Here is a 21,048-nt window from a genome sequence, read left to right as displayed (position 1 = left end):
CTTACGTCCCTAACCGGACCGTCGCGGGGTGGAGCAGCCCGGTAGCTCGTCAGGCTCATAACCTGAAGGTCACAGGTTCAAATCCTGTCCCCGCAACCACCGATATAGAACTACAATCGCCGCCTTCACGGGCGGCGTTGTCGGTTGTGCAGCGTATTCATATCTCTGACCAGTTTTGCCCCTCATTGGCGTGGGTGTGGCATGAACTTTGTCATCTGTGACCCCAACGCCATAAGCCGCTGCTGGGCCAATAGACGCGAGGTTAAGCTACCTGTGCCTGCCGTTCAAAATCTGTAGAACTGTGATAGCCCAGGGTCGAGTGCCCGAGCTTGCTGCGCAGAACACCGAGCGCTTTTCAGAACCAGGACATCGGCTAGCCCCTCAGGTGACGCCAAGGACTCGAACGTTATATCATGCCCTCACTTGCAAAGCAGGTTATCGGGCAAGTCCAGATCTTGGCCAGCCTGCGACACCGCGGCGCGACACTCTCGCACCAGCTTCACCACATCAAGCTGAACTGCCGCCGTCGCAGGCTTTAAACTTTGCGTGTCACAATCCTGAGGTGGATATGTCAATCGTTAAGTATAGCGACCGCTCGTGGCCAGCCAGCGGGACCATTCTCTATCTTTGCTGGAAAACAGGAAACCATGAAGCCGTTGTAGGGTAGGCGGTCAAGGCTAGTGAGCTTTTCCATGTGGTAATAGCCGATGTCTCGGCCTGCCTTTGTTTCACCGCCTCGGCGGCACGGGAGTCCCGCATGCATGTTCGATGGTCGCTTCCCTTGCCAGCAAGCGCACAAGCTCGGCGAGCGCTTGTTGCGCTTCTGGTCCCTGTGCCAACATTATCCGTGCAGCGGCCATACCAGCGTTGTGTTACGGCTGTCCGCGGGTACGTACGAAATACACGTGATGTTACATGCCGGTTTCATGAAATCAGATAGTCCCCCGCCCGGATGCGACTGCCACAAGGCATCAGTCATCTGCGGCCGGAGCTCGGAGAGATACTCAGGGATCATCGTACATACGTGAAAGGCACTCTAGGGCGATCAGTAAAAGCACTTGCCTTCGGTGTAGGAATGACCCGCGTTGCCCTGTCGCGGATCGAAAATGTCCGCACTTGGTCAAAGGCGCAAACGCTCGACCGGATTATCCACGAGTTAGATATTGATTGGCCCGACGTGGCGGTGCGAGGGGTCGGTTCCGCGCCGTCGCGGCAATCCGCGGTGTCGGCCTCGAACCTCCAGGATCGAGCATGCGGAAGCTGGTTGATCGGCGGTCTTCACATGGCACGACGATGATCTCGATCGTCCGCGCGAAGATCGCCGCGTCGCTTTCAGCAATACGGTCCTTGCCGATCTCGGTGCTGGTCAGTTGCGCAACGATGAGGAGGAGTAGCGCGGTGGCCGATGTCGTGCGGTCGTACGATTTACCGCCACGTAGTTTTTTGAGCCACCCCGCGGTTTTCGGCAACACCAGACCTCGTGCATGCAAAACTGGTTGAAAGCAGCCTGTCTGCTTTCGGCAGGCGATCGGCATAAACGGACGTTCGTTGAGGAGAAGGGGCGGGGGGCCGAGTGTCGCTCCTTGGTGGAAAGCCGGCAGTCCGCATTAGGTAGCACTTTTAACGTAGAGCGCCGTATATTCAGGTGTGCCCCGTCGCCCTTCAAAGCGTCCTGATCCGGACGTAGTTCTGAACATCAGGGGCGGCGACGCAGTCGCGCCCCATCATGACCTGCGTACGATCAAACGCGCTATCGTCCGATCGGACGCGTCATTTCCGGGAGGTTCCAGCCTCGTAACGTCACCGCCGCCGGTGCCGCGCCGACCGTCTTTGGATAGCGGATTTCAATGCGCCGGGTCTCATCGGGCAGGAGCGCGACATAATTGTCGTTGTAGAATGCCGGCAGGATGCGCTTTCCCGCCGTATCGACCAGCGTCAGCTTCGCATTGAGCGCGGGCACCTTGGTCGCATTGGTGAGCGTCACGGCGACCATCATGTCGTCACCGACCGATATCGGGGCGGCGACCGAGCTGCTCAGGGTAACGCTCTGCAGGCTGTTGAGCATCTGATAGGCAGCCTCGTCCTTGCCGCGCCAGTAGAAATTCTCCGCAACCGTCGTGCCGGACTGATCGGTCATGTCGAGCTTGACCAGAAGCATCGGATGCGATGCGAACAGGCGGTCGAGTGGCACGGCGGCAAGCGGGGTTGCCGCATTCGCCTTTGCATCGAGACGATCCTCGCGGCTGAACAGTTCGGCATTGTCGAGCCCGACCACCCGCGTGCGAACGCGAAGGCCGGGGCGTGGCTCGCGGGTGGTATTGAGCACGACCAGTTCGTTGCCCGGCAGGTTCAGCTGAACGTGGAGCGGCTCCGCGGCCTTTTTCGCCCCGTAATATGCCGCATGGGTATCATAGTCCCAGCTGTAGATCTGCCATGCGTTCGACGGCCAGGCCGGGTGGGTCATCCACAGGAGCCGGCCGGAGTTCTTGGTCCAGAGATGGCCCAGAAACCCTTCATACATCGCCTTGTGCGTCTCGAGATTCATCATCTGCGCTTTCCGCTCGAAATCGGCGAAGCTCGTCGCAGGCCCGAACATCGTCGCCAGCGTCGTCATGAACGTCTTGGTGTCGCCGTTCCCGGCAAAGTGCCAGTCGTGATAGGCCAGCGTGTCGCTGAGCGGCCAGGTCTCGCTATCGGGCATGGTGGCGCGGACGGATTCAAGCGTCGAGAGCGACGGCGTTCCCGTTTCGACTGAGAAGCCGCTGGCCAGATCGGTGAAATAGCCCACCGGTGGCCGGTAGTTGTACGGCCCCGACCCCTGCAGGTTGACGACGTTCGAGCTGCCCGTAAACCAGCGCGTGCCATCCTCGCGCGCGATGAGATCGTCGAGCCCTTCGTTGAGCGCGGGATAGGGCACGCCTTCGTTGCGGCCGAACCACAGGATGATCGACGGGTGATTGCGATAGCGCCGCACGACGTCGTCCGCATTCTTCAGGAAGAGCTCTGGGTCCTGCGGCTCGACCTGGAAATTCTGCGTTGATTGCCAGAAATCGTTGAGCACCATCATGCCGGTCTCGTCGGCGAGGTCGAAAAACTCGGCTTCGGTGTTATTACCCATCCAGTTGCGGATGACGTTCATGTGCGCCTCCTTCTGGAGACGGAAATAGGGTGCCAGCCGGTCCCGGCCGACGCGTTTCATCGCATCGTCCATGCCCCAGTTGCCGCCGCGCGCCGCGATCTGCACGCCGTTCACGCGGATGGTCAAATGCGGCTCGGGCATCGTCTCCTCGACAGGCGTCACCGCCGGTGAGGTTTGGCCGGCGACGGTCAGCGACTCGGTCCACCCGTTCGGCGACTGCTTGATCGCTTCGTGACGGACGTCGATAAGACGTTCGCCGCGCAGGCTGCCATCGGTGAACTGCAGATTGACCCGCCGGAGCGCGCCCGCGGTATCGAACAGCGACAGGTCGTAGCTCACCTCACGGATCCCGAACCGGTCGGTACGCGTGTCCGACAGCCGGCCATCAGCCAGCGCCTCGAGCGACAATTGGTACAGCGCCTGCTCGCCATAGCCGTTCGGCCACCAGAGTTTCGGATTTGCGACGCGCAGCTGGGCGAAGTCCTTGGGCGAGAAGGCGACCTTCGTCTCGCCGGGCGATACGGTCACCGTCTTCTCGACATGCACGTCGCCAAACGCCGCGCGAACGGTGACGCTGCGCGGCGTGGTGCCGTCGTTGCGAACGGGGACGGTGATGTAAACATCGGCACGGTCGGTCCGTGGCAGCGGCAGGTCGGTGACGACCTGTGGGTCGAGCAGGCGGACGTCGCCATGCGCCAGCAGTTCGACCGGACGCCACAGCCCGGTGTTGCGGTCGCGGATGCCGGGAATCCAGTCCCACCCTTCGGTGGCGACGAAGGTCGGACCGTCGATGGCGAGCTGCCCGCCATTCTCGCCGACGCCGGCGCTGATCGACTGTTCGTGCGGAATGCCGGGATGGGGCGGCGGCGACACGCGCACCGCGACGACATTGTCACCGGCGACGGGGATGAGATCGAATTGGCCGCGGATGAATGCGCCGCGTGTGCTGCCGAGCTTGCGGCCGTTTGCCCAGACGTCCGCGGCATAGTTGATGCCGCCGAAGACGAGCGTAAGCCGCTTTCCGGCGGCTTCGGGCGGGACTGTGAAGCTGGTGCGGTACCAGTAATCCTGCCGGGCGAGGCTTTCGGGAATCTTGAGGTTATTCAACCCGTAATAGGGGTCGGGATAGACTCCGCGATCGACCAGCGTGGTCAGCACGGTGCCCGGCACGGTTGCGGCACGCCAGGTGCCGCTGGGCACGCCCGGACGTGACAGCGTCGCACCATCGTCGCGCACGTCCGGCGCGGCGGCGAGCTGCCAGCCGTTCACCAGCCAGCGGCCGTCGCGTGCCGGCGCCAACCCCGTTGGCGGCAAGGGCATATTTAAGACCGGCGGCGTGGTGGCGTCGCCGCGTGCCTTTGGCAGCGTCCACGGATCCTGTTGCTGCGTCAAACCGATATTGGCTTGTTTCTGGAGCGGCCAGCCGACGCCGACCTGCCAGAACTGGACGAGCGCGAAGTCTGGCTGCGCGCGGGCTTCGTCGGCCAGTGCCGCGGCGCTCCGCGCGCGCGTGTCGAACGTCGCGTTGGCCAGCGATCCGCCGAAATGCTGCTTCGCGCGGCCGGTGCCGGTAACGGGTGCCAGTGCCAGACGGGGCGTGACGGCGACCGAGCGGCCGGCGCGCGACGCGACCGGCCGGCCGTCGACATAGAGCGTCAGCGTGCGACCGTCCGACACGGCGGCGACATGCGTCCAGCGACCGGCGGCGAGCATGCTTCCGCCGGTGACGCGGACGCTGCCGTCGGCGCCGGTGACGCGGCCATCGACGAGCGAGAGACAGCGGCAGGCCCCTAGCGGATCGCCGACGGCCAGCAGGGTGCCGGTCATGCGCGTCGCACCGGGCCGGACCCAGGTCGACAGAGTCCAGGGCGCATCGGCGGCGACCCCTGCCTGCGCGCCGGTCAGGTCGCGCTCGACGCCGATCCCGCCGGCGAGGATGTCGACGTTATAGGGGCCGGCGTTGCCGATCGCTGCTGGCGCGGCGGCTGGCGCGGTTTGCGCTGCGACCGCGCCCGACAGGGCCGTTCCTAGCAGTAACAGGGTGGTCAGTGTCGCCAGTCGCATTAATAGTCCCTCCTGAGGTGCCGGCTTGGCAGTGCTGCCGGTCAATTTTGAGCCGCGGTATGCCGGGTCAGTGACCGACCTGCGGATCCTTTGTCCACAATCTTGCGGCACCGCGAACGCCGGAGGCGTCGCCCCAGCGTGCGGGCACGATACGGCCGTCCCACAGGTCGGAAAACGTGTGGTGGCGCACGACATCGGGCAGGCCAGCGTAGATTTCGGTGACGTTCGACATGCCGCCGCCAAGGACGATCACCTCGGGGTCGAGCAGGTTGACGACGAGCGCGAGCACACGACCGAGGCGATCGACATAGGCATCCAGCGCGGCGCGGGCCGCGGGGTCGCCGGAGCGCGCCGCGGCAACGATGTCGGGCGCGCTGAGCGCCAGCCCGTGTTCGGTGGCCGCGGCCCGCGCAAAGCCGGTACCCGAAACCCAGCTCTCGATGCAGCCCGACAGCCCGCACCAGCATGGCGGAGGATCGGCCTCGCGTCCGCCGGGCCAGGGCAGGGGCAGATGGCCGATCTCGCCAGCGATCCCGTGTGCACCATCAATCGCGGCGCCGGACAGCACAACGCCACCACCGACTCCGGTACCGATCACCAGCGCAAAGACGCTCTGTGCACCCTCAGCGGCACCATCGATCGCCTCCGACAGAGCGAGGCAATTGGCATCGTTGACCAGCCGTACGGGGCGACCGAGCGCCCGGGCGAGGTCCTCGCGAAAGGGGCGACCATTGAGATAGGTAGAGTTGCTGTTGCGCATGATCCCGGTTCGCGGTGACGGCGAGCCCGGTGCACCGATCCCGACCGTGCAGCGCGCGCCCCCGGCGTCGTCCGCCGCGGCGACCAGGTTTGATATCGCGGTCAGCGCGCTGTCGTAGCTGCCGGGATTGGGAATGCGTTGCCGCCACGCAGCCGCGCCGTTTTTCGAGAGCAGCACGGCTTCGATCTTCGTACCGCCGAAATCGATACCCAGCGCCGGTGCAGCATCTTCGCATACCAGCCCGCCGATGTTGGCAATGGTACCACTCTCCCCCACGATATCCTCCCCCCCACGCTCGTGACCGCTGCACGGCCATCCCGATCGACAATGCCAGTTCGAAAAATAAACGCAAATTGATTATCCAATTGACGGCGCTTTGCGGCGCGGTAGAACACGGGTGCCAAGACAACGGTAAGTTGCGGCTGGCACGTGGGAGAGGGGTAGGGCGCCGCGGCGCCGATCAACTTCATTCTCGCAGGCTAAAGCGTTCGCCAATCGCTGGCGGTGTTGATTGTGAGGGAGAGGGTCGGAATGTTGCGCGCAAAATCCAAGAACATATTGATGGTCGCCGCGTCGGTGACGGCGTTGGTCAGCAGCAGTACTGCGCTCGCGCAGCAAACATCGACGACGCAGGGGGTGTTGCAAAGCGCGCCCACAGATCAGGCTGCATCGCCGTCCGCGGCTGCGGCCGATCAGGCGAGCGAAACGCAAACCCCGACCACCCCGACGAGTGATGCCGCCGCAGAAAGCGAGGACATCGTCGTTACCGGCATTCGCGGCGCGCAGCGGCGTGCGGTCAACCTGAAGCGCGATGCCGCGTCGGTCACCGATTCGATCTCCGCCGAAGACATCGGCAAGCTGCCCGACGTGACCATCTCGGATTCGCTCCAGCGTATCCCTGGCGTGCAGATCCGCCGCGACGCGGGTGAGGGGGCCGCAATCAACATTCGCGGCCTGCCACAGGTGACGACGCTGCTCAACGGCGAGGCCTATCTCGGCGCGCAGTCGATCACAACGATCCAACCGAATTTCAACGACATCCCGTCGCAGCTGTTCGCCGGCGCCGACGTCATCAAGTCGAGCACGGCGGACCTGCTCAACGCGGGCATCACCGGCACCGTCAATCTGCGCACGCGCCGTCCGTTCGACCTGAAGAAGGGCTTCACCTTCGCGGCTGCCGCCGAGGGCGCGTACGGCGACAAGACCAAGGAATTCGATCCAAACCTGAACGGCTTGTTCGGCTTCCGTGGTGAGAAGGTCGGCTTCCTCGTGTCCGGGGCCTATTCGAACCTGCATCTGTCGAACTCGCACAACGGCATCCAGGAAGGCTATGGCGCAGCGCTCCACAACGAGCAGTTCAACACTGCCGCCAACCCGACTGGCGACGTCAACCTGAGCAGCGGCTTTTCGCCCGCCAATCGTCCCAAGGGCACGATCGTCGGTACCGGCCGCGACGTGAACGGCGACGGTGACTCGAACGACGCGTTCATCGTCCCACAGGGTTTCACCGCCTGGGACAAGGTGAACCAGCGCGAGCGGATCGGTATCAATGCCTCGGCGCAGTGGGAGATCAGCGATGCGCTGACCTTGAACGCCGACGCGTTCTTCACCCGCCAGAACGAGAACGACCGGACTGCCGGCATCCAGATGCAGAACGTCAACTGGCAGGCGGCCGAATTCGTCCCGGGGCAGTCGCGTAACACGGGTTCGGTTGTTTCGCTCAGCAACGGCGGCGTGACTCGCGACTATGACCTGAACACCACACAAGTCTATAATTACGATCTCGGCAACTTCGACTCGTACGCGCAGAATGATCGCTTCAAGTCGCAGTCGCAGAACTACAATGTGGAACTCAAGTACGACAATGGCGGTCGCTTCAAGGCAAGCCTGCGCGGTATCTACGGCAAGGCCTATTCGAACTACGACCAGAGCTATCTGCAGTTCAGCCCGTCCAACGGCGCGCAGTGGCAGCCGGGCGGGATCGGTCATTATCCGACGGGAGACGTCGCGTTCAATCCCGGCGGCTATGTCGTCAACACCTTGGCGGGCGCGGCGTCGCTACCAGCGACGGTCGATTTCACCGGCAACCAGCCCGTGTTCACGCTGCCATCGCAGCTGACGAACGCGCTCGGCAATATCGACAGCTACACGATGAAGACGACCTCGTCGGAGGGCAATTACCGGCGCAAGGGCGACCTCAAGCTGATCCGCGGTGACGTCTCCTACGAGGCGAACGACAATGTCAGCCTGGCCCTGGGTGGCCGGTATAGCGAGCGCACGGTCGACGATTTCGAATTTGATCGCGCGGCACCGCTCTATGCCGGGCAGGCGTCGCAGGCGGGTGGCTGCCTGGTCAAATGGAAGGCATTCGACGTCCCCCTGAACGATGCCTCGTGCCGTGCCGGTACGGGCACGTTCGGGACCGCCAGCTTCGCTCCCTACACCGCAGGGCAGGTCCGCAAGGCGAGCGATCCGATCTTCAACGGGCAGGTCAAGCAGTACAACCTGCCGGGCGCTGGCCTGCCGCCGATCTACGTGCTGGATCCCAAGGTGATGGACAACGCGCTGGCGTTCCAGAACAGCTTTTATCCCGGCAACGTGGAAGTGCAGAACCCCGGCGCGTCGTTCAACGTCGGCGTGAAGCAGATTTCGGGCTACGCGCAGCTCAACGTCAAGGGCGACGTGTTCGGCATCCCGGTGTCGGGCAATGCGGGCCTCAAGGTCATCAACACCAAGCTCGACATCACGCAGTTCGTCACCGGTTCGCCACAGCCCTATGGCCTGGCCAATCTGAGCAACGGCACCGTCGAGACCAAGCGCAGCTTCACCGACTTCCTGCCCGCCTTCAATCTCGCGTTCAACCTCGTCGAGAATGTGAAGCTGCGGCTTGCCTATTCGAAGACGATGACGTTGCTCGACCTCAACCAATGGGGCGGCGGCCTTAACCCGACCTATGCGATCGACACGAGCAACCCCGGTTCGCCCGTGTTCCGCGTCACCGGCGGCAGTTCCAACGGCAACCCGCAGCTCGATCCGTGGCGCGCCACCAACGTCGAGGGATCGCTCGAATATTATATCGGCGCGAGCAGCCTGATCAGCGTCGGCGCCTTCTACATCGACGTTGCGAGCTTCATCCAGTCGGGCAACATCGTCCGCACCGACCTGCCCGACAATGACGGCGTCGTCCGCAACCGGACGGTCTCGATCAGCACGCCGGTGCAGGGCGATGGCGGGACGCTGAAGGGCGTCGAGGCAGGCTGGAAACAGTCGTTCAGCGACCTAGGCTTCATGCCGTCGATCCTGACCAACTTCGGTATCGACGCGAACATCACCTATTCGCCGTCCGACTCCGGCGCGGTCGATCTGAAGGGCGATGCGATCCCGTTCCAGGATAATTCGAAGATCCAGACCAATCTGGCGGGCTTCTACCAGGACGATCATTTCCAGGCGCGTGTCGCGTGGAATTATCGCTCTAAGCGCGCGGTGCAGCAGAATTTCGGCGGTATCCAGGGTCTCGAACTCTATCAGCAACCAACCAATTATGTTGACGCGTCGATCAGCTACGACTTCACGCCAAACCTGACGCTGTATGCGCAAGGGTCGAACCTGACCGGAGAATACGAGAAATACTATCTGACCTTCCCGGACGAGAAGGCCTACAACAACATTTACGAGCGCCGGTTCATGGCGGGTGCACGCTTCAAGTTCTGAGGCGTAATGTGTGACGCAAATGCCCGCCGGCTTTCATCGGGGTGGCGGGCACCTGTACGCCGGACTGCGTTGACGGGGAGTTGGTCATGACGGGCAGAACACCGGGTCCGGCATCCGCCCGCGGGCCGCTGCGCTCGATCGTCATCGTCGGGGGCGGCACGGCGGGGTGGATGGCGGCAACGTTGCTCGCCCGGCGGCTCGACCGCCAGCCGGTCAAGATCACGGTCGTCGACTCCAGCGCGATCGGCACGGTCGGCGTCGGCGAGGCGACCGTGCCGGGCATCCGCGATTTCTTCCGCGAAATCGGCGTCACCGAGCAGGAGGTGATGGCGGCGACGCAGGGCACGGTCAAACTCGGCATCGAGTTCGTCGACTGGAAGCGCGAAGGCGAGCGCTTCTTCCACCCGTTCGGCCTGTACGGCATGCGATCGCGCGGCGTGGCGTTCCATCATTACTGGCGCAAGATGAACGCTGCCGGTCACGCTTCGCCGCTGGCCGATTTCTGTCTCGCGACCGCGCTGGCGGAGCGCAACCTGTTCATGCCGCCGACCGACCGGCCGGTTCATGATCTGCTGTTTTTCGACTGGGCGGTGCACTTCGATGCCGGGCTATTCGCACGGTTCCTGGCGCAGAAGGCGATCGCATGGGGCGTCGAACACATCGATGCCACTATCACCGATGTGCGCGTCGACGGTCGCACGGGGTTCATCAGCGGGGTGGACACCAGTTGCGGCAAGGCGATCGACGGCGATCTATTCATCGACTGCTCGGGGTTCCGGTCGCTGCTGCTCGGCGGCGCCCTGGGCGTGCCGTATGAAGACTGGACGAACCTGCTGCCGTGCGACCGGGCAGTGGCGATGCCATGCACGCGATCGGGGCCGCTGACCCCGTATACACGCAGCACCGCGCTCGAAGCCGGTTGGCAGTGGCGCATCCCGCTCCAGCACCGCGTCGGCAACGGGTATGTCTATTCGAGCCGTCACATCTCTGACGACGAGGCGGTCGCTACGCTGAAGGGGAGGCTCGAGGGCGAAGCGCTAGGCGAGCCAAACATGATCCGCTTTCGCACTGGGCGGCGTACGGCCTTCTGGCAGGGGAACTGTGTCGCACTTGGTCTCGCCGCGGGCTTCATGGAACCGCTCGAATCGACCAGCATCACGCTGATACAGACGGGTATCGAAAAGCTTCTCGCCTTGCTGCCCGATTGCGGGTTTGATCCCGCGCTGGCGGAGGAATATAATCGCACGACCGGGCTGGAATATGAGCGGATCCGCGATTTCCTGCTGCTCCATTATTTTGCCAATGTCAGGCGTGGAGAGCCGATGTGGGATCGCTGCCGCGACACGGCGCTTCCCGAGGCGCTGGCGCACAAGCTCCGGTTGTTCAAGGCGCGCGGCCATCTGGTCCGGTATGAGTGGGAATCGTTCCAGGATCCGAGCTGGCTGTCGATGTATGCAGGCTTCGGGATCGACGCGGCCGCGCATGATCCCGGTGCCGACCATTTCTCGGTTCCGGACCTTGAATCGGCATTTGCCCGGATGAAGGAGTCGATTGCACAGGCTGTTGCGCTCGCGCAGCCGCACGACGCGTTCCTCGGCCTGGCTGCGCGCAGTCCGGGGCTCGCGCAGCCTGCCGAGCCGGGCGGCCCTCCTGATCGCCTGATGATGCCGGCGCGTTAGGGAGTGTCGCGCAGCGTGCAGATTGGCCCGCGCAGGTCTCGCCGCGCAGCCGGGCCGGTCTGTTCGAACGCCATGTAAGCGCGCGTGTCGACCGAATAGCGCGCCCATAGGGGCAACCCGGCGCTGTTGGGATTACCGGTTCTGACGAAGTTGACCCAATAGCGTTGCAGCGGCGGCTGGCCGGGTTGCGGCGGGTTGAACACATAGCCGATCTCGCTTGCATGGCTGACCGTGCCGCCAGCCGGCGCGTAGTCGAACTGATACTGCCACACCGGTACACCGATGCGTGCGAATGCCTTGGAGACGGCGATCGTCGGACAGCGAAAGGTCACGTCATCGGCGATCTGCGCGGTGACGTCACCCAGGCGCAGATCATCGACCGGCGTGCCGCCTCGCTGGAAACCGTAGAGATCGAGCGCCCGGTCGGCGCCCGCACCGAATTCGCGTCGAACCGTCGCCTCCGCCGCCGCGCGACCGCCATGTAGGGGCAGTTCCTTCGCGTTGACGCCGATGACGAGCGGCGTCCGTGCGAACCGGCCGCTCGCCAGCAGCTTGGCGGGCGTGTCGGTCAGGACGCGACCGTCGATTACCGCCTGCAACCAGATGAAGCTGTCATCGTCCAGATCGGGAACATCGACTGCGTCTTGCGCCTCCAGGATTTTGTCGACGGACAGGTTGCGGAGCTGGGCGGTCGGGGCCGTATCCGGCAGTCCGGCGGCCCTTATGAGACGTTCACCCAGGCGTTCGTTCTGCGCGAGCGTGCGCGGCGCGACGCCGAAACCGGGCGTTCCGCTTTCTTGGATCGCCTGCGCGAACAATCCGCGCGAAGCCGGGGCCAGCTGGTGTAGCGCGACGTCCTGCGCGCCGGCGGATTCCCCCGCAATCGTGACGCGCTTTGGATCGCCCCCGAAGCGCGCGATGTTGCGCTGGACCCAGGCGAGCGCCGCCTGCTGGTCCATCAGCGCGTAATTGCCCGAATGCCCGCCCTGTTCACGGCTGAGGGCGGGATGCGACAGGAAGCCTAGCGCGCCGAGGCGGTACTGGACACTCACCAGCACGACGCCCGCTTCGGTGATCCGCGATTCGACGGTGCCGCCCCCGGCGCCCGCGCGATTGCCACCGCCGTGGATCCATACCAGCACCGGCAGCGCCGCGGTCGCGCTCGACGTCGGCGTGCGTACGTCGAGGAACAGGCAATCCTCCGAGCTATTGATCGCCGCGTCCCGGTTCCAGTCGCCATAGACGGGTTGCGGACAGGCCGCATGGGTCGCAATTGCCTCGACAGGTTCAGTCCAACGCGTCGGCCGTTCGGGCGCGCGCCACCGCAGCGGTCCGGTCGGCGGTTTGGCGAAGCGGATGCCGCGGAACACTGCACCGCCGTTCGCAAGCGCCTCGCCGCGGACCGGACCATCGTCGGCGCGCACCACCGGGCCGGCGGTGACGGCTGCGAGCGCCAGCGCGAGGACGATCACTGGGCGAGCGCCTTTGGCGCCGGCTTGGCGAGCGACGCGCGGATCGCCGCTTCGGCAACCGGTCCCATGACGGCATATCCCGCCTTGTTCGGATGGACGCCGTCATAGGTCAGGCTCGCGCGGAACCCCTTGCCGTCGTGTAGTGCCGTCCAATAATCGGCATAGGTAGCGCCGGTCTGCGCAGCATATCCCTTCAACCAGCTATTCATCGCCACGATCTTGTCGGCGGTTTCGAGGCCGGGCCGCCACGGAAAATTCGCGGCGGGCGGGATCGAGGCGAGGATCACGCGGATCCCGTGCGCGCGCGCGAGTTCCGCCATCGTCATGATATTGGCCTTCGACTGGTCGGGCGTCATCGGCCCGGTATTACCGGCGATGTCGTTGGTGCCGGCCATGATCTGTACGACTGCGGGTTTCAGATCGATCACGTCCTGGCGAAAGCGCAACACCATCTGCGGCGTTGTCTGCCCGCCGATCCCGCGTCCGATGCGGTTGTTGTCGGTAAAGAAGGTAGGGGCCATGTCGAACCAGCCCTGCGTGATTGAATCGCCGATGAAGACGACGCGTGGGCCCGCCATGCCGGCAGGCAAGGCCGTATTGGCCTCCATGTAGCGGCCGAGCCATGCCCAATCGGTATGCAACCGCTCCTCCGCTTGGCGCGCGGCGCTGGCCTTCACATCATCGTCTTCGCGATTGTCGGTGCGGCCACTGCTGCCAGAGACAAGCTGAGTAAGATCGTTTTCATATTGCGCTCCGGAATTCTCGCAGCGCTATCGCATAATGAGACGGCAAAGCTAAATTTTGTGCGACCTGCCAACGATGGGTTGTGGTGCCTTATCCTTACACTGATCCAGGGCAGCGTGGGTTTGGCAGAGCGTGGCGCCACGACGGCCTCCACCTTGTTGCCTGCGATCTGGCAGCACGCTTGGGGCGGCGGTGCTGGGCACTGTGCTTACCAGCCTAGAACGCGGACCCGCTGGGCCGCTGCAACAGGTTCAGTAGATGCTCGTGGGGCAGGGGTCGGCGGCAAGCACAGTGGCGAAGTGGGCAGGGCTAGCGCGCGGCCTGCACCTGACGTTCTGGGGCGTCCTGATAATCGTAGGCGTCACGCTCGCGCTCTCGGTGTTCGTGCCGCAAGCGACCAAGGAGCACAGCGCGCCAACCTAAACCGATGTCTGATTGCGGGCAGCAGAAGGAGCGGCATGAAAGTCTGCCTGTGGGTCGCCGCAGCCGCAGCTGCTGAATATGACGTTGTTGTGCGGACGTCTGATACTGGAATGGGCAAAACATGCGAATTAAGCCCTAGCTTCAATCGCCGCCAAGATTGCGGATTCTGTACGGCCCTGAGCGCTTTGCAAGCGGCTTTCCCTTCCAGCTAAGCTGTACCAGCCCGTCGCTGACTAGCTCGTCTATCGCTTCGTGGACTGCAGGCATTGCGCTGCGCCAATCCTGTGCCATTGAACGGGCCACCTCGCTTGGGCATATCGTCGCCCCGGGTGCGCGGCGCTCGAGCAGGGAAAGAGTGGCTGCCTTCGGATCCGTCATCCAGACTGCGTCGACCGCGCACTCCGGCTGGTCAAGTTGCTATTGGCATTCGGTGCCTTCCAGATCTTGGTCGGCGCCATGCGGGCTAAGTAAAGAGCAACTGACCGCCGCGCGCGCAGCGCGGAATCGAGCTTATAATCGCGGCGAAGATCACCGCTTTGTGGGGCCAGCCCTCATATCAAGGCGAGCAACGATCGGTCCGAACACACGATGTCGACAACTCTACCCTTTTGGGTGAAGGCGCCGCCCTCAAAGGCGGCACCTTCAAATGCAGACATAGACGCTGGACGTGGTGCTTTTGCCCTAAGCAACTAGGAGCGGACGACAGTCCCCCCGCTCAGGCGACAACGAGTTCTGCAGCGGTCAAATCCTGTCCCCGCAACCAACCACGACAGCCCCGAAGCGAAAGCTCCGGGGCTGTCGTGGTTATTATGCCAGCGCGTAGTGCGAATATTAAGACCAACTCGCCCCATAGCTAAGATGGTGGAATCAGGTCTGGTCAAAGCCGGAGCGCTGGAACGTGCCTGCCCAAATTTGGCATTCGTTCACCGTGGTCGATGCGACGCCGTAGCGATGCTCGACAGATCGATTGTCGGATCGATCGGCACGCCGGCATCCTCCCGTTCCGAATACCGGTCGACGAGCTGGGCCGCGTGAGGGCGGAGCACGACCGTGAAGCGGACCATCTTCTCCATCTTCGCAAGGCCGATCTGCCGGTCGAGATTCGCGAGTCCGACTTCACGATCCGGGCGGATGCTGACCGTCTCGGTCTCCAGGCGCTGCGTCTCCACCTCATACCCTGCAAGGAATGCCGCGACGATATCGTCGCATATGGGTCGAGCCCACAGAAGAGCTACAGGGCGGTCAGTGAGTTAGATAAAGGTGTGTCGCCACCAATTGGCCGACGTTTGCAAAACTTTACTCGGTACACATCTTGAAGCCAAGGCGCTCTGCCATTGCAGACCGGCCAACGAATAGTTCGTCGGCTGAATTGGATGGAGCGCTGTGCAATGAACCGATATTTTCAACGACGCCGGACGGTTGCCGGGCTGCTGGCCGTCGTGGCCGGGACCGCAGCGATCGCCGGTGCTGGCCTAGCCTCGGCGGTACCGCCCCTACACGGGCCGCCTGGCCATTCGGCAACAGCGGATCCTGCGATCAACGACGCGCACTTCAACAAAATGCTAACGCAACTTCTGCCTGACGGCACACCCAAGCAAAGGGCCCAGCTGAAGCTAATCGCCAATTCGGTCCATACCGATCTGGATGCCTTTCACGCAGAGTTCCTGACCGCGCACCAACGTACATACATCCTGCTGTTGCAGCCGTCGATCGATCGCGCCGGGTTGGAGGCATTGCGTGTCGAGCAGGTGCAGCAGGCGGACCGTGCCTCGCGGCGGATCGTCCAAGGGCTGGCCGACGCGGCCGAGGTGCTGACACCATCACAGCGCGTCCGATTGGCTGCTCATCTCAAAGCGGTCCATCACAAGGGAGCAGGGCTGTGAGCCCCTTTTTGGTTGGCATATGCATACTGGCCGTCTCAGGCGACGCCCCGCCGCTGACGTCGCCGTCAAGCCAGACCCTGATAGAACGCGTCAGCGTTGCCGATCTCGATCTACGCGGCGAAGCCGGCCGGGCAACCCTTCAGAGGCGCATCCATGGAGCAGCGCGTCGGGTATGCGCCACCCAGGGTGTTTTGCCATTGGCGATGAACCTGAGCGAGATGCGCTGTACTCGAACTGCCATAGCCCGTGCTTCGGCTCAACTTGACCAGATTGCTGCCGCCCATGCGGCAGAAGCGGTCGAGATCGCAGCACTCGTGGTCGACACAGGTCGCTGACGGCACGCGATCGTCGGACCTGGCCTACAGGCTTTGTGCATTGAGCGAAGCCTGTATGGTCTGCTGGACATCCCTGCATCATCTTCCGAAGGCTAAGGCCATCATTCAGCATATCCTGATGATTGAAGACGATTGCCGCCTGGCGGCGATGGTGAAGACCTATCTGGCCCAGCACGGCTATCTCATCGCGCACGCCACGACCGGCGAGGAGGGCCTAGCCGCGTTGCGCGACCACGAGCATGCGGGGTTCGCGGCCGTGCTGCTCGACCTGATGCTCCCCGACAGCGACGGGCTCGACATCTGCCGTCGCATCCGCGCACTGCCGTCGCCCGCCGGCGCGGTGCCGATCGTGATGCTCACGGCAAAGGGTGACCCGTTCGACCGCGTAATCGGCCTGGAGCTAGGCGCTGACGACTATCTTCCCAAACCGTTCGAGCCCCGCGAGTTGCTGGCCAGGCTACGCGCCGTGCTGCGCCGACCGGCCCTGGCGGCGGCGGACAGCCTGCCGCGACTGCGGTTCGGGCGGCTGGAGATCGACCGCGATGCGCGCGTGGCACAGCTGGGCGGGCAGGGTTGCCCGCTGACCGCCTATCAGTTCGATCTGCTCGTGGTGCTCGCCGAGCGCGCCGGTCGCGTGCTGTCGCGCGACCAGCTGATCGACGCGTTGAAGGGCGGAAGCCACGAGCCGTTCGACCGATCGATTGACGTTCATATCGGACGCCTGCGTGCCGCCATCGAAGATGATCCCAGGCAGCCTCGGCGCATCATCACCGTGCGCGGGTCAGGTTACGTGTTCGCAAGGGTGCAGGATGGCTGAGCCTGACGTGCTGGACGGAGACAGCGGCCGACCCCGCCTGATGCAGCGCCTGTATTGGCGGATCTATCTCGCATTGCTGGCGAGCCTAACCGCGGCGGCAACTCTCTTTGGACTGGCGCACCTGCGCTACGGCGCGGCGCCGGCGGCCATGCAGGGCTTCCGTGGCCATCTCGCCATGCTGGTGCTGCTGCTGGCGATTGCGGTGGTCGTGGCGGTCGCTGCATTCCCCGTCGTTCGCCGGCTCACCCGCCGGCTCGAGCGGCTCCAGGCCAGCGTCGATGCCTGGGGGACAGGCGATCTGTCGAGCCGGGTTGCCGTCGAGGGGCGCGACGAAATTGCGCGGCTGGCAATGAGCTTCAACCAATCGGCCGGGCGGATCGAAGCGTTGATGAGCGCGCAGCGGATCCTGCTGGCCAATGCCTCCCACGAACTGCGATCGCCGCTTGCGCGTATCCGCATGGCGATCGAGTTGCTGTCCGAGGCACCGTCCGTCGCAGTACGCGCGGAGTTAGCGCGCAATGTGATGGAGCTCGACCAGCTGGTCGAGGAAGTGCTGTTGGCGAGCCGCCTCGACGGGACGTCAGTGCATGTGAATTCGCGAACGGTCGTGGATCTGACCGCGCTCGTTGCCGAAGAATGTGCGCGCGCGACCGCGCGGTTCGCGGGCGTGCGCGTGAAGATGTCCGGCGACGCAGTCCTTCTGCGGCGGATGATCCGCAATCTCCTCGAAAACGCGCAACGCCATGGCGGCGGAACGCCGATCCTCGTCACGCTGACCGCCTGCGCAAATGAGATCGCGCTTGAAGTCCACGATGGTGGCGCAGGCGTCCCGCCGAGCGAGCGTGAGGCCATCTTCGCGCCGTTCTACAGAGCACGCGGCGCGAACGAGGGTGATGGCGGACATGGCCTCGGTCTCAGCTTGGTCCGTCAGATTGCACGGCAACACGGAGGTGAGGTGCGCTGCATCGCAGCCGAGGCGGGCGGTGGTCGGTTCAGGGTGGCATTGCCGAGATGAACAGCTCTGCCGCAATGCCGCCCGAAAAGAGGCCGGGAATCTAAACGAACGGACGACCGAAGTTCGGGGAGCACATAGGGCGCGAACGCCCGCTTGTCGGTCAAATCTGCGAAAACGACGCCGGACTTAGGATCTGGTTGTCTATTCCGGTGGTGATTTCGCGGTCGGTAAGGCCCGGCGTCGAGATAAGCCGGCGCCAAGCCGGATCCGACCCGAAGGCACGCCAGTTTCGTTCACGGGTCGCAAGGTCGGGAAAGATCAGCAGGTAGGTCAGGCTCGGCAGGCGAGCTCCGGTGAGGTCCTGGGCGAAAAAGACCGGCGTTAGGCCAGTTCGACGGAATATCTCGATCTCACCGCCCGTGTCGAACATCCCGATCTTCGTCATTCCTGCCGCGTCGCTATGGCTGAAATACGTCCTGAGTTCGAATATGCGGGGCGTGTTGCTGCTCGAGGCGTCGGTCAATTCGAGACGAGGAAAGTGAGGGAACGCGCGCATCAGCTTCACCTCGAGGGCCGCGTATGGCGGCGCGTCGGGCGTCGCCTTCAAAAACGACCCGGCAGCCGTGGTGTAGCTTGGATCGGCGATGAGCCTGCCGGGCAACGCCACGAAATCCTCGATCGAGGGATAGGGGACGAGAACATGGACGCTTGGACTTGCGGATCCGATCGCGACCGTAAATACACCCACCGGCCCGCAACCCGCGCGTCGTGCTGCTGGTATAAAGGCGTTCCTGAGATAAGCGTCCAGACGGTCCTTCATGGGGCCGTTTACCAGCCGATAGGTCCGCAGTTCGTAGATTCCCAAGGTTGCTGCCGCGTCGCGGGGCTGAGCCTCAGCCTCGACAGTTGCGAGCGCCACGCCGCCCATAGCGGCACCTGCGAGCAACGAACGTCTATCAATTGGATATGCCATCATGTCCTCGCAAAGCCGTCCGGGCCAGTCGAGCGCAAGCCGCAACCGTCGTCAATCCGCGATGTCTGCCCGCTGATGATTGACCTGCGCCGACCGCGCGGCATTCCTGCGTCCAATGGGTCAGCTGGGGGACGTTAACTGATTCAGCGCTATGATATCTGGATAAATGCTGACAGCGCCTAATCACCGAAGGAAGCTGTTCAGCTAATGTGTAAGTGCGATCAGAGTTGAGGACCTGAGACTGGCAACCGAACGGCCGACACTTGGTCAGTCCATGGCGGCGATTGGCAAGAGCCGCTGTCGAGCGCGCGGCGCAGCGGTCCCCCCGTCGGCATAGGCGGCCAGCCGGCTTATGCAGCTGGCAGCCGATAGGGTGTACGATAATGGGGCGTGATTAGTCCGTTCGCTTCTGCGTCATCCCTGAACTGACCTGATGCAGCATCCCAATTCACCTTGCGGCCTGTGCGCAACGCGATGTTTCCCATTTGGCAGACGATCGCGGTGTTGGACGCCGCCTCAATCGTACACGCTGGCGTGCGCGCGCGATCTTTAACGCAGGCAATGAAGTCGGCTGTGTGCCGGTCGAGCCCCTCGTCCTTGGCTTTCGTGACCGGGATCTCCCGAGTCATGGCTTTGCCATCGCTTGTCTCTGGAGTGACGCGCCACTGGCCACGATCGACGACAAGGGTGCCGGTCTCGCCGACGAAGGCGACGCCGTGGTCGCGGCCGCCATAGGGGCCCTGACTGATGCCGACCGCATGCTCCCATTCCACGGAATAGTCGCCAAAATCGTAGATGGCGTTCTGCGTGTCCGGAGTTTCCATCGCAGAGCCCGGATAGCCATAGGCACCGCCAAGCGAACTGACCGAACGAGGCGCCTCTGCCTTCATGCCCAACAGCGCGATGTCCATCAGATGGACGCCCCAGTCGGTCATCAGGCCACCCGCATAGTCCCAGTACCAGCGCCAGCTGAAGTGGAAGCGATTGGGATTGAAGGGGCGCAGCGGTGCGGGGCCCAGCCAGCTATCATAATCGACGCCGGCGGGTGGGGCCTGATCCGGTTGGGGAACGACGCGCTTCATCCATCCCATGTACGCCCAAGCCTTGACCTTTCGGACCCGACCGATGCCGCCGGACTGAACATGCGCGATCGCGTCTGCCCAGTGCTGGTTGCTGCGTTGCCACTGACCAACCTGAACCACACGATTGTGACGCTGTTTGGCGGCGACCATGGCACGGCATTCGGCAATGGAGTTTCCGAGCGGCTTTTCGCAATAAACGTCCTTGCCCGCGGACATGGTATCGACCAGCTGAAGCGCGTGCCAATGGTCGGGCGTGGCGATGATAACCGCGTCTATCGACTTGTCGTCCAGCATCCGACGATAGTCGTCGTAGAGCTTCGGCGTGCGGCCTGAGACCTTCTTCAATTCGGCACCGCGTGCCGCGAGGACCGTAGCGTCGACGTCGCAAAGGGCTACGGGCGCCACGTCGGCCCGCTTGCACATTGCCGATAGATCCGACCAGCCCATGCCCTTGCAACCTATCAGACCCACCTGGACCTTGTCGTTCGCCGAGACTCGGCCGCGGCGCTGGGCAAAGGCCTGGCCAAGCGGCACCACGGTAGCAGCTGAGGCTGCAAGGCCGCCAACCAAGAGGGCGCGGCGGTCGAAGCTGGTGGTCATGTTGGTCCTCCCCAATCTGTCCTGACGGCATTGGTAGCGCCCAACCGCCCCTTCGCAAGACTACAGACGCAAAGGGAGTGCGCCGCAAAACGCAGTTCCAGCTCTTGGTCAGGGTCATCCAGACGAAAAAGAGCGTTCGGTCGGCCATGACCAAGAGCATCACGCATCGTCGAAATAGTCGATCCGAATGATAGAGCAGTGCTCACCCACTTCGATGGCAATTGGGCACCCGCAAGATCTGATGCATGTTGGCCTGGTCGATGAGAATGATACCCTTCCTGACGAAGCCGCGCTTGCATCGGCGCTCTTCGACCACGCTGGCACCGACCGTGCTACCTGTGATGACGTGCTCGAAGCCATCTCCGTCCGACTGGCGGCCGTTGCCGGCGGCTCGACGGCAGCGCTGGATCA

At 63.5% G+C, this 21,048-nt stretch carries 14 protein-coding genes, 1 tRNA gene and 1 pseudogene; 7 read left to right on the top strand and 9 right to left on the bottom strand.

Annotated features, from left to right (window positions below):
- The first annotated feature begins 22 nt into the window (after window positions 1–22).
- Window positions 23–99, top strand: a tRNA-Met gene (locus tag SOM18_RS17965).
- A gap of 1,046 nt (window positions 100–1,145) precedes the next feature.
- On the opposite strand, the gene SOM18_RS17955 is transcribed toward SOM18_RS17965, so the two are convergent.
- The 3 genes from SOM18_RS17955 to SOM18_RS17945 form a co-directional block, all read right to left on the bottom strand.
- Window positions 1,146–1,472, bottom strand: a complete 327-nt coding sequence (locus SOM18_RS17955; RefSeq protein ID WP_152555357.1) for a hypothetical protein — start codon at window positions 1,470–1,472, stop codon at window positions 1,146–1,148.
- A 278-nt stretch (window positions 1,473–1,750) separates the two neighbouring features.
- Entirely contained in the window at window positions 1,751–5,203 is a 3,453-nt protein-coding gene (locus tag SOM18_RS17950) for a glycosyl hydrolase 2 galactose-binding domain-containing protein (protein ID WP_320482113.1), read from the bottom strand.
- Between the two features lie 67 nt (window positions 5,204–5,270).
- Window positions 5,271–6,239 (bottom strand): ROK family protein, encoded by a 969-nt coding sequence (locus SOM18_RS17945; protein ID WP_320482112.1) that lies wholly within the window; start codon window positions 6,237–6,239, stop codon window positions 5,271–5,273.
- Window positions 6,240–6,494: 255 nt separating this feature from the next.
- Between SOM18_RS17945 and SOM18_RS17940 the strand changes: the two genes are divergently transcribed.
- Together SOM18_RS17940 and SOM18_RS17935 are read left to right on the top strand one after the other, a co-directional pair.
- Complete coding sequence (locus tag SOM18_RS17940) at window positions 6,495–9,674, top strand: TonB-dependent receptor (RefSeq protein WP_042466352.1); 3,180 nt, start codon at window positions 6,495–6,497, stop codon at window positions 9,672–9,674.
- An 86-nt stretch (window positions 9,675–9,760) separates the two neighbouring features.
- Window positions 9,761–11,353, top strand: coding sequence for a tryptophan halogenase family protein (locus tag SOM18_RS17935; protein WP_042466351.1), 1,593 nt, complete (start codon window positions 9,761–9,763; stop codon window positions 11,351–11,353).
- Here SOM18_RS17935 and SOM18_RS17930 read toward each other — a convergent pair.
- The 4 genes and pseudogenes from SOM18_RS17930 to SOM18_RS19440 form a co-directional block, all read right to left on the bottom strand.
- Window positions 11,350–12,825 carry a carboxylesterase/lipase family protein gene (locus SOM18_RS17930; RefSeq protein ID WP_031439219.1) on the bottom strand — a complete coding sequence of 492 codons (1,476 nt, stop codon included), beginning with the start codon at window positions 12,823–12,825 and terminating at the stop codon, window positions 11,350–11,352. The two genes, SOM18_RS17935 and SOM18_RS17930, sit on opposite strands and share 4 nt — an antisense overlap.
- Entirely contained in the window at window positions 12,822–13,502 is a 681-nt protein-coding gene (locus SOM18_RS17925; protein WP_320482111.1) for an SGNH/GDSL hydrolase family protein, read from the bottom strand. Before SOM18_RS17925 ends, SOM18_RS17930 begins: the two co-directional genes overlap by 4 nt.
- A gap of 631 nt (window positions 13,503–14,133) precedes the next feature.
- A complete protein-coding gene (locus SOM18_RS17920; protein ID WP_081874081.1) occupies window positions 14,134–14,370 on the bottom strand; it encodes a DUF3253 domain-containing protein in 237 nt (78 codons plus the stop codon).
- A gap of 545 nt (window positions 14,371–14,915) precedes the next feature.
- Window positions 14,916–15,065, bottom strand: a pseudogene (locus SOM18_RS19440) (arsenical resistance protein ArsH); the annotation flags it as partial.
- A gap of 315 nt (window positions 15,066–15,380) precedes the next feature.
- On the opposite strand from SOM18_RS19440, the gene SOM18_RS17910 reads away from it, so the two are divergent.
- The 4 genes from SOM18_RS17910 to SOM18_RS17900 are packed head-to-tail and all read left to right on the top strand — an operon-like array spanning window position 15,381 to window position 18,042.
- Window positions 15,381–15,875, top strand: coding sequence for a periplasmic heavy metal sensor (locus SOM18_RS17910; RefSeq protein ID WP_052149105.1), 495 nt, complete (start codon window positions 15,381–15,383; stop codon window positions 15,873–15,875).
- Entirely contained in the window at window positions 15,872–16,210 is a 339-nt protein-coding gene (locus SOM18_RS19435) for a UrcA family protein (RefSeq protein ID WP_160172592.1), read from the top strand. The genes SOM18_RS17910 and SOM18_RS19435 overlap by 4 nt, the downstream gene beginning before the upstream one ends.
- On the top strand, window positions 16,158–17,027 hold the full coding sequence (locus SOM18_RS17905; protein ID WP_213014498.1) for a winged helix-turn-helix domain-containing protein: 870 nt from the start codon (window positions 16,158–16,160) through the stop codon (window positions 17,025–17,027). The genes SOM18_RS19435 and SOM18_RS17905 overlap by 53 nt, the downstream gene beginning before the upstream one ends.
- Entirely contained in the window at window positions 17,020–18,042 is a 1,023-nt protein-coding gene (locus tag SOM18_RS17900) for a sensor histidine kinase (protein ID WP_052380806.1), read from the top strand. Before SOM18_RS17905 ends, SOM18_RS17900 begins: the two co-directional genes overlap by 8 nt.
- 100 nt (window positions 18,043–18,142) lie before the next feature.
- Here SOM18_RS17900 and SOM18_RS17895 read toward each other — a convergent pair whose 3' ends face one another.
- Together SOM18_RS17895 and SOM18_RS17890 are read right to left on the bottom strand one after the other, a co-directional pair.
- Window positions 18,143–18,910: an NIPSNAP family protein gene (locus SOM18_RS17895; RefSeq protein ID WP_052380805.1), complete on the bottom strand. Its 768-nt coding sequence runs from the start codon at window positions 18,908–18,910 to the stop codon at window positions 18,143–18,145.
- A gap of 395 nt (window positions 18,911–19,305) precedes the next feature.
- Window positions 19,306–20,637: a Gfo/Idh/MocA family protein gene (locus tag SOM18_RS17890; protein ID WP_031439212.1), complete on the bottom strand. Its 1,332-nt coding sequence runs from the start codon at window positions 20,635–20,637 to the stop codon at window positions 19,306–19,308.
- Between the last annotated feature and the right edge of the window lie 411 nt (window positions 20,638–21,048).

The organism is Sphingomonas sp. CFBP9019 (assembly GCF_034045155.1).
GTDB classification, from domain to species: domain Bacteria; phylum Pseudomonadota; class Alphaproteobacteria; order Sphingomonadales; family Sphingomonadaceae; genus Sphingomonas; species Sphingomonas aerolata.
The sequence above is the reverse complement of the archived record's forward strand: the minus strand, read 5'-3'. Positions and strand labels throughout refer to the sequence as shown.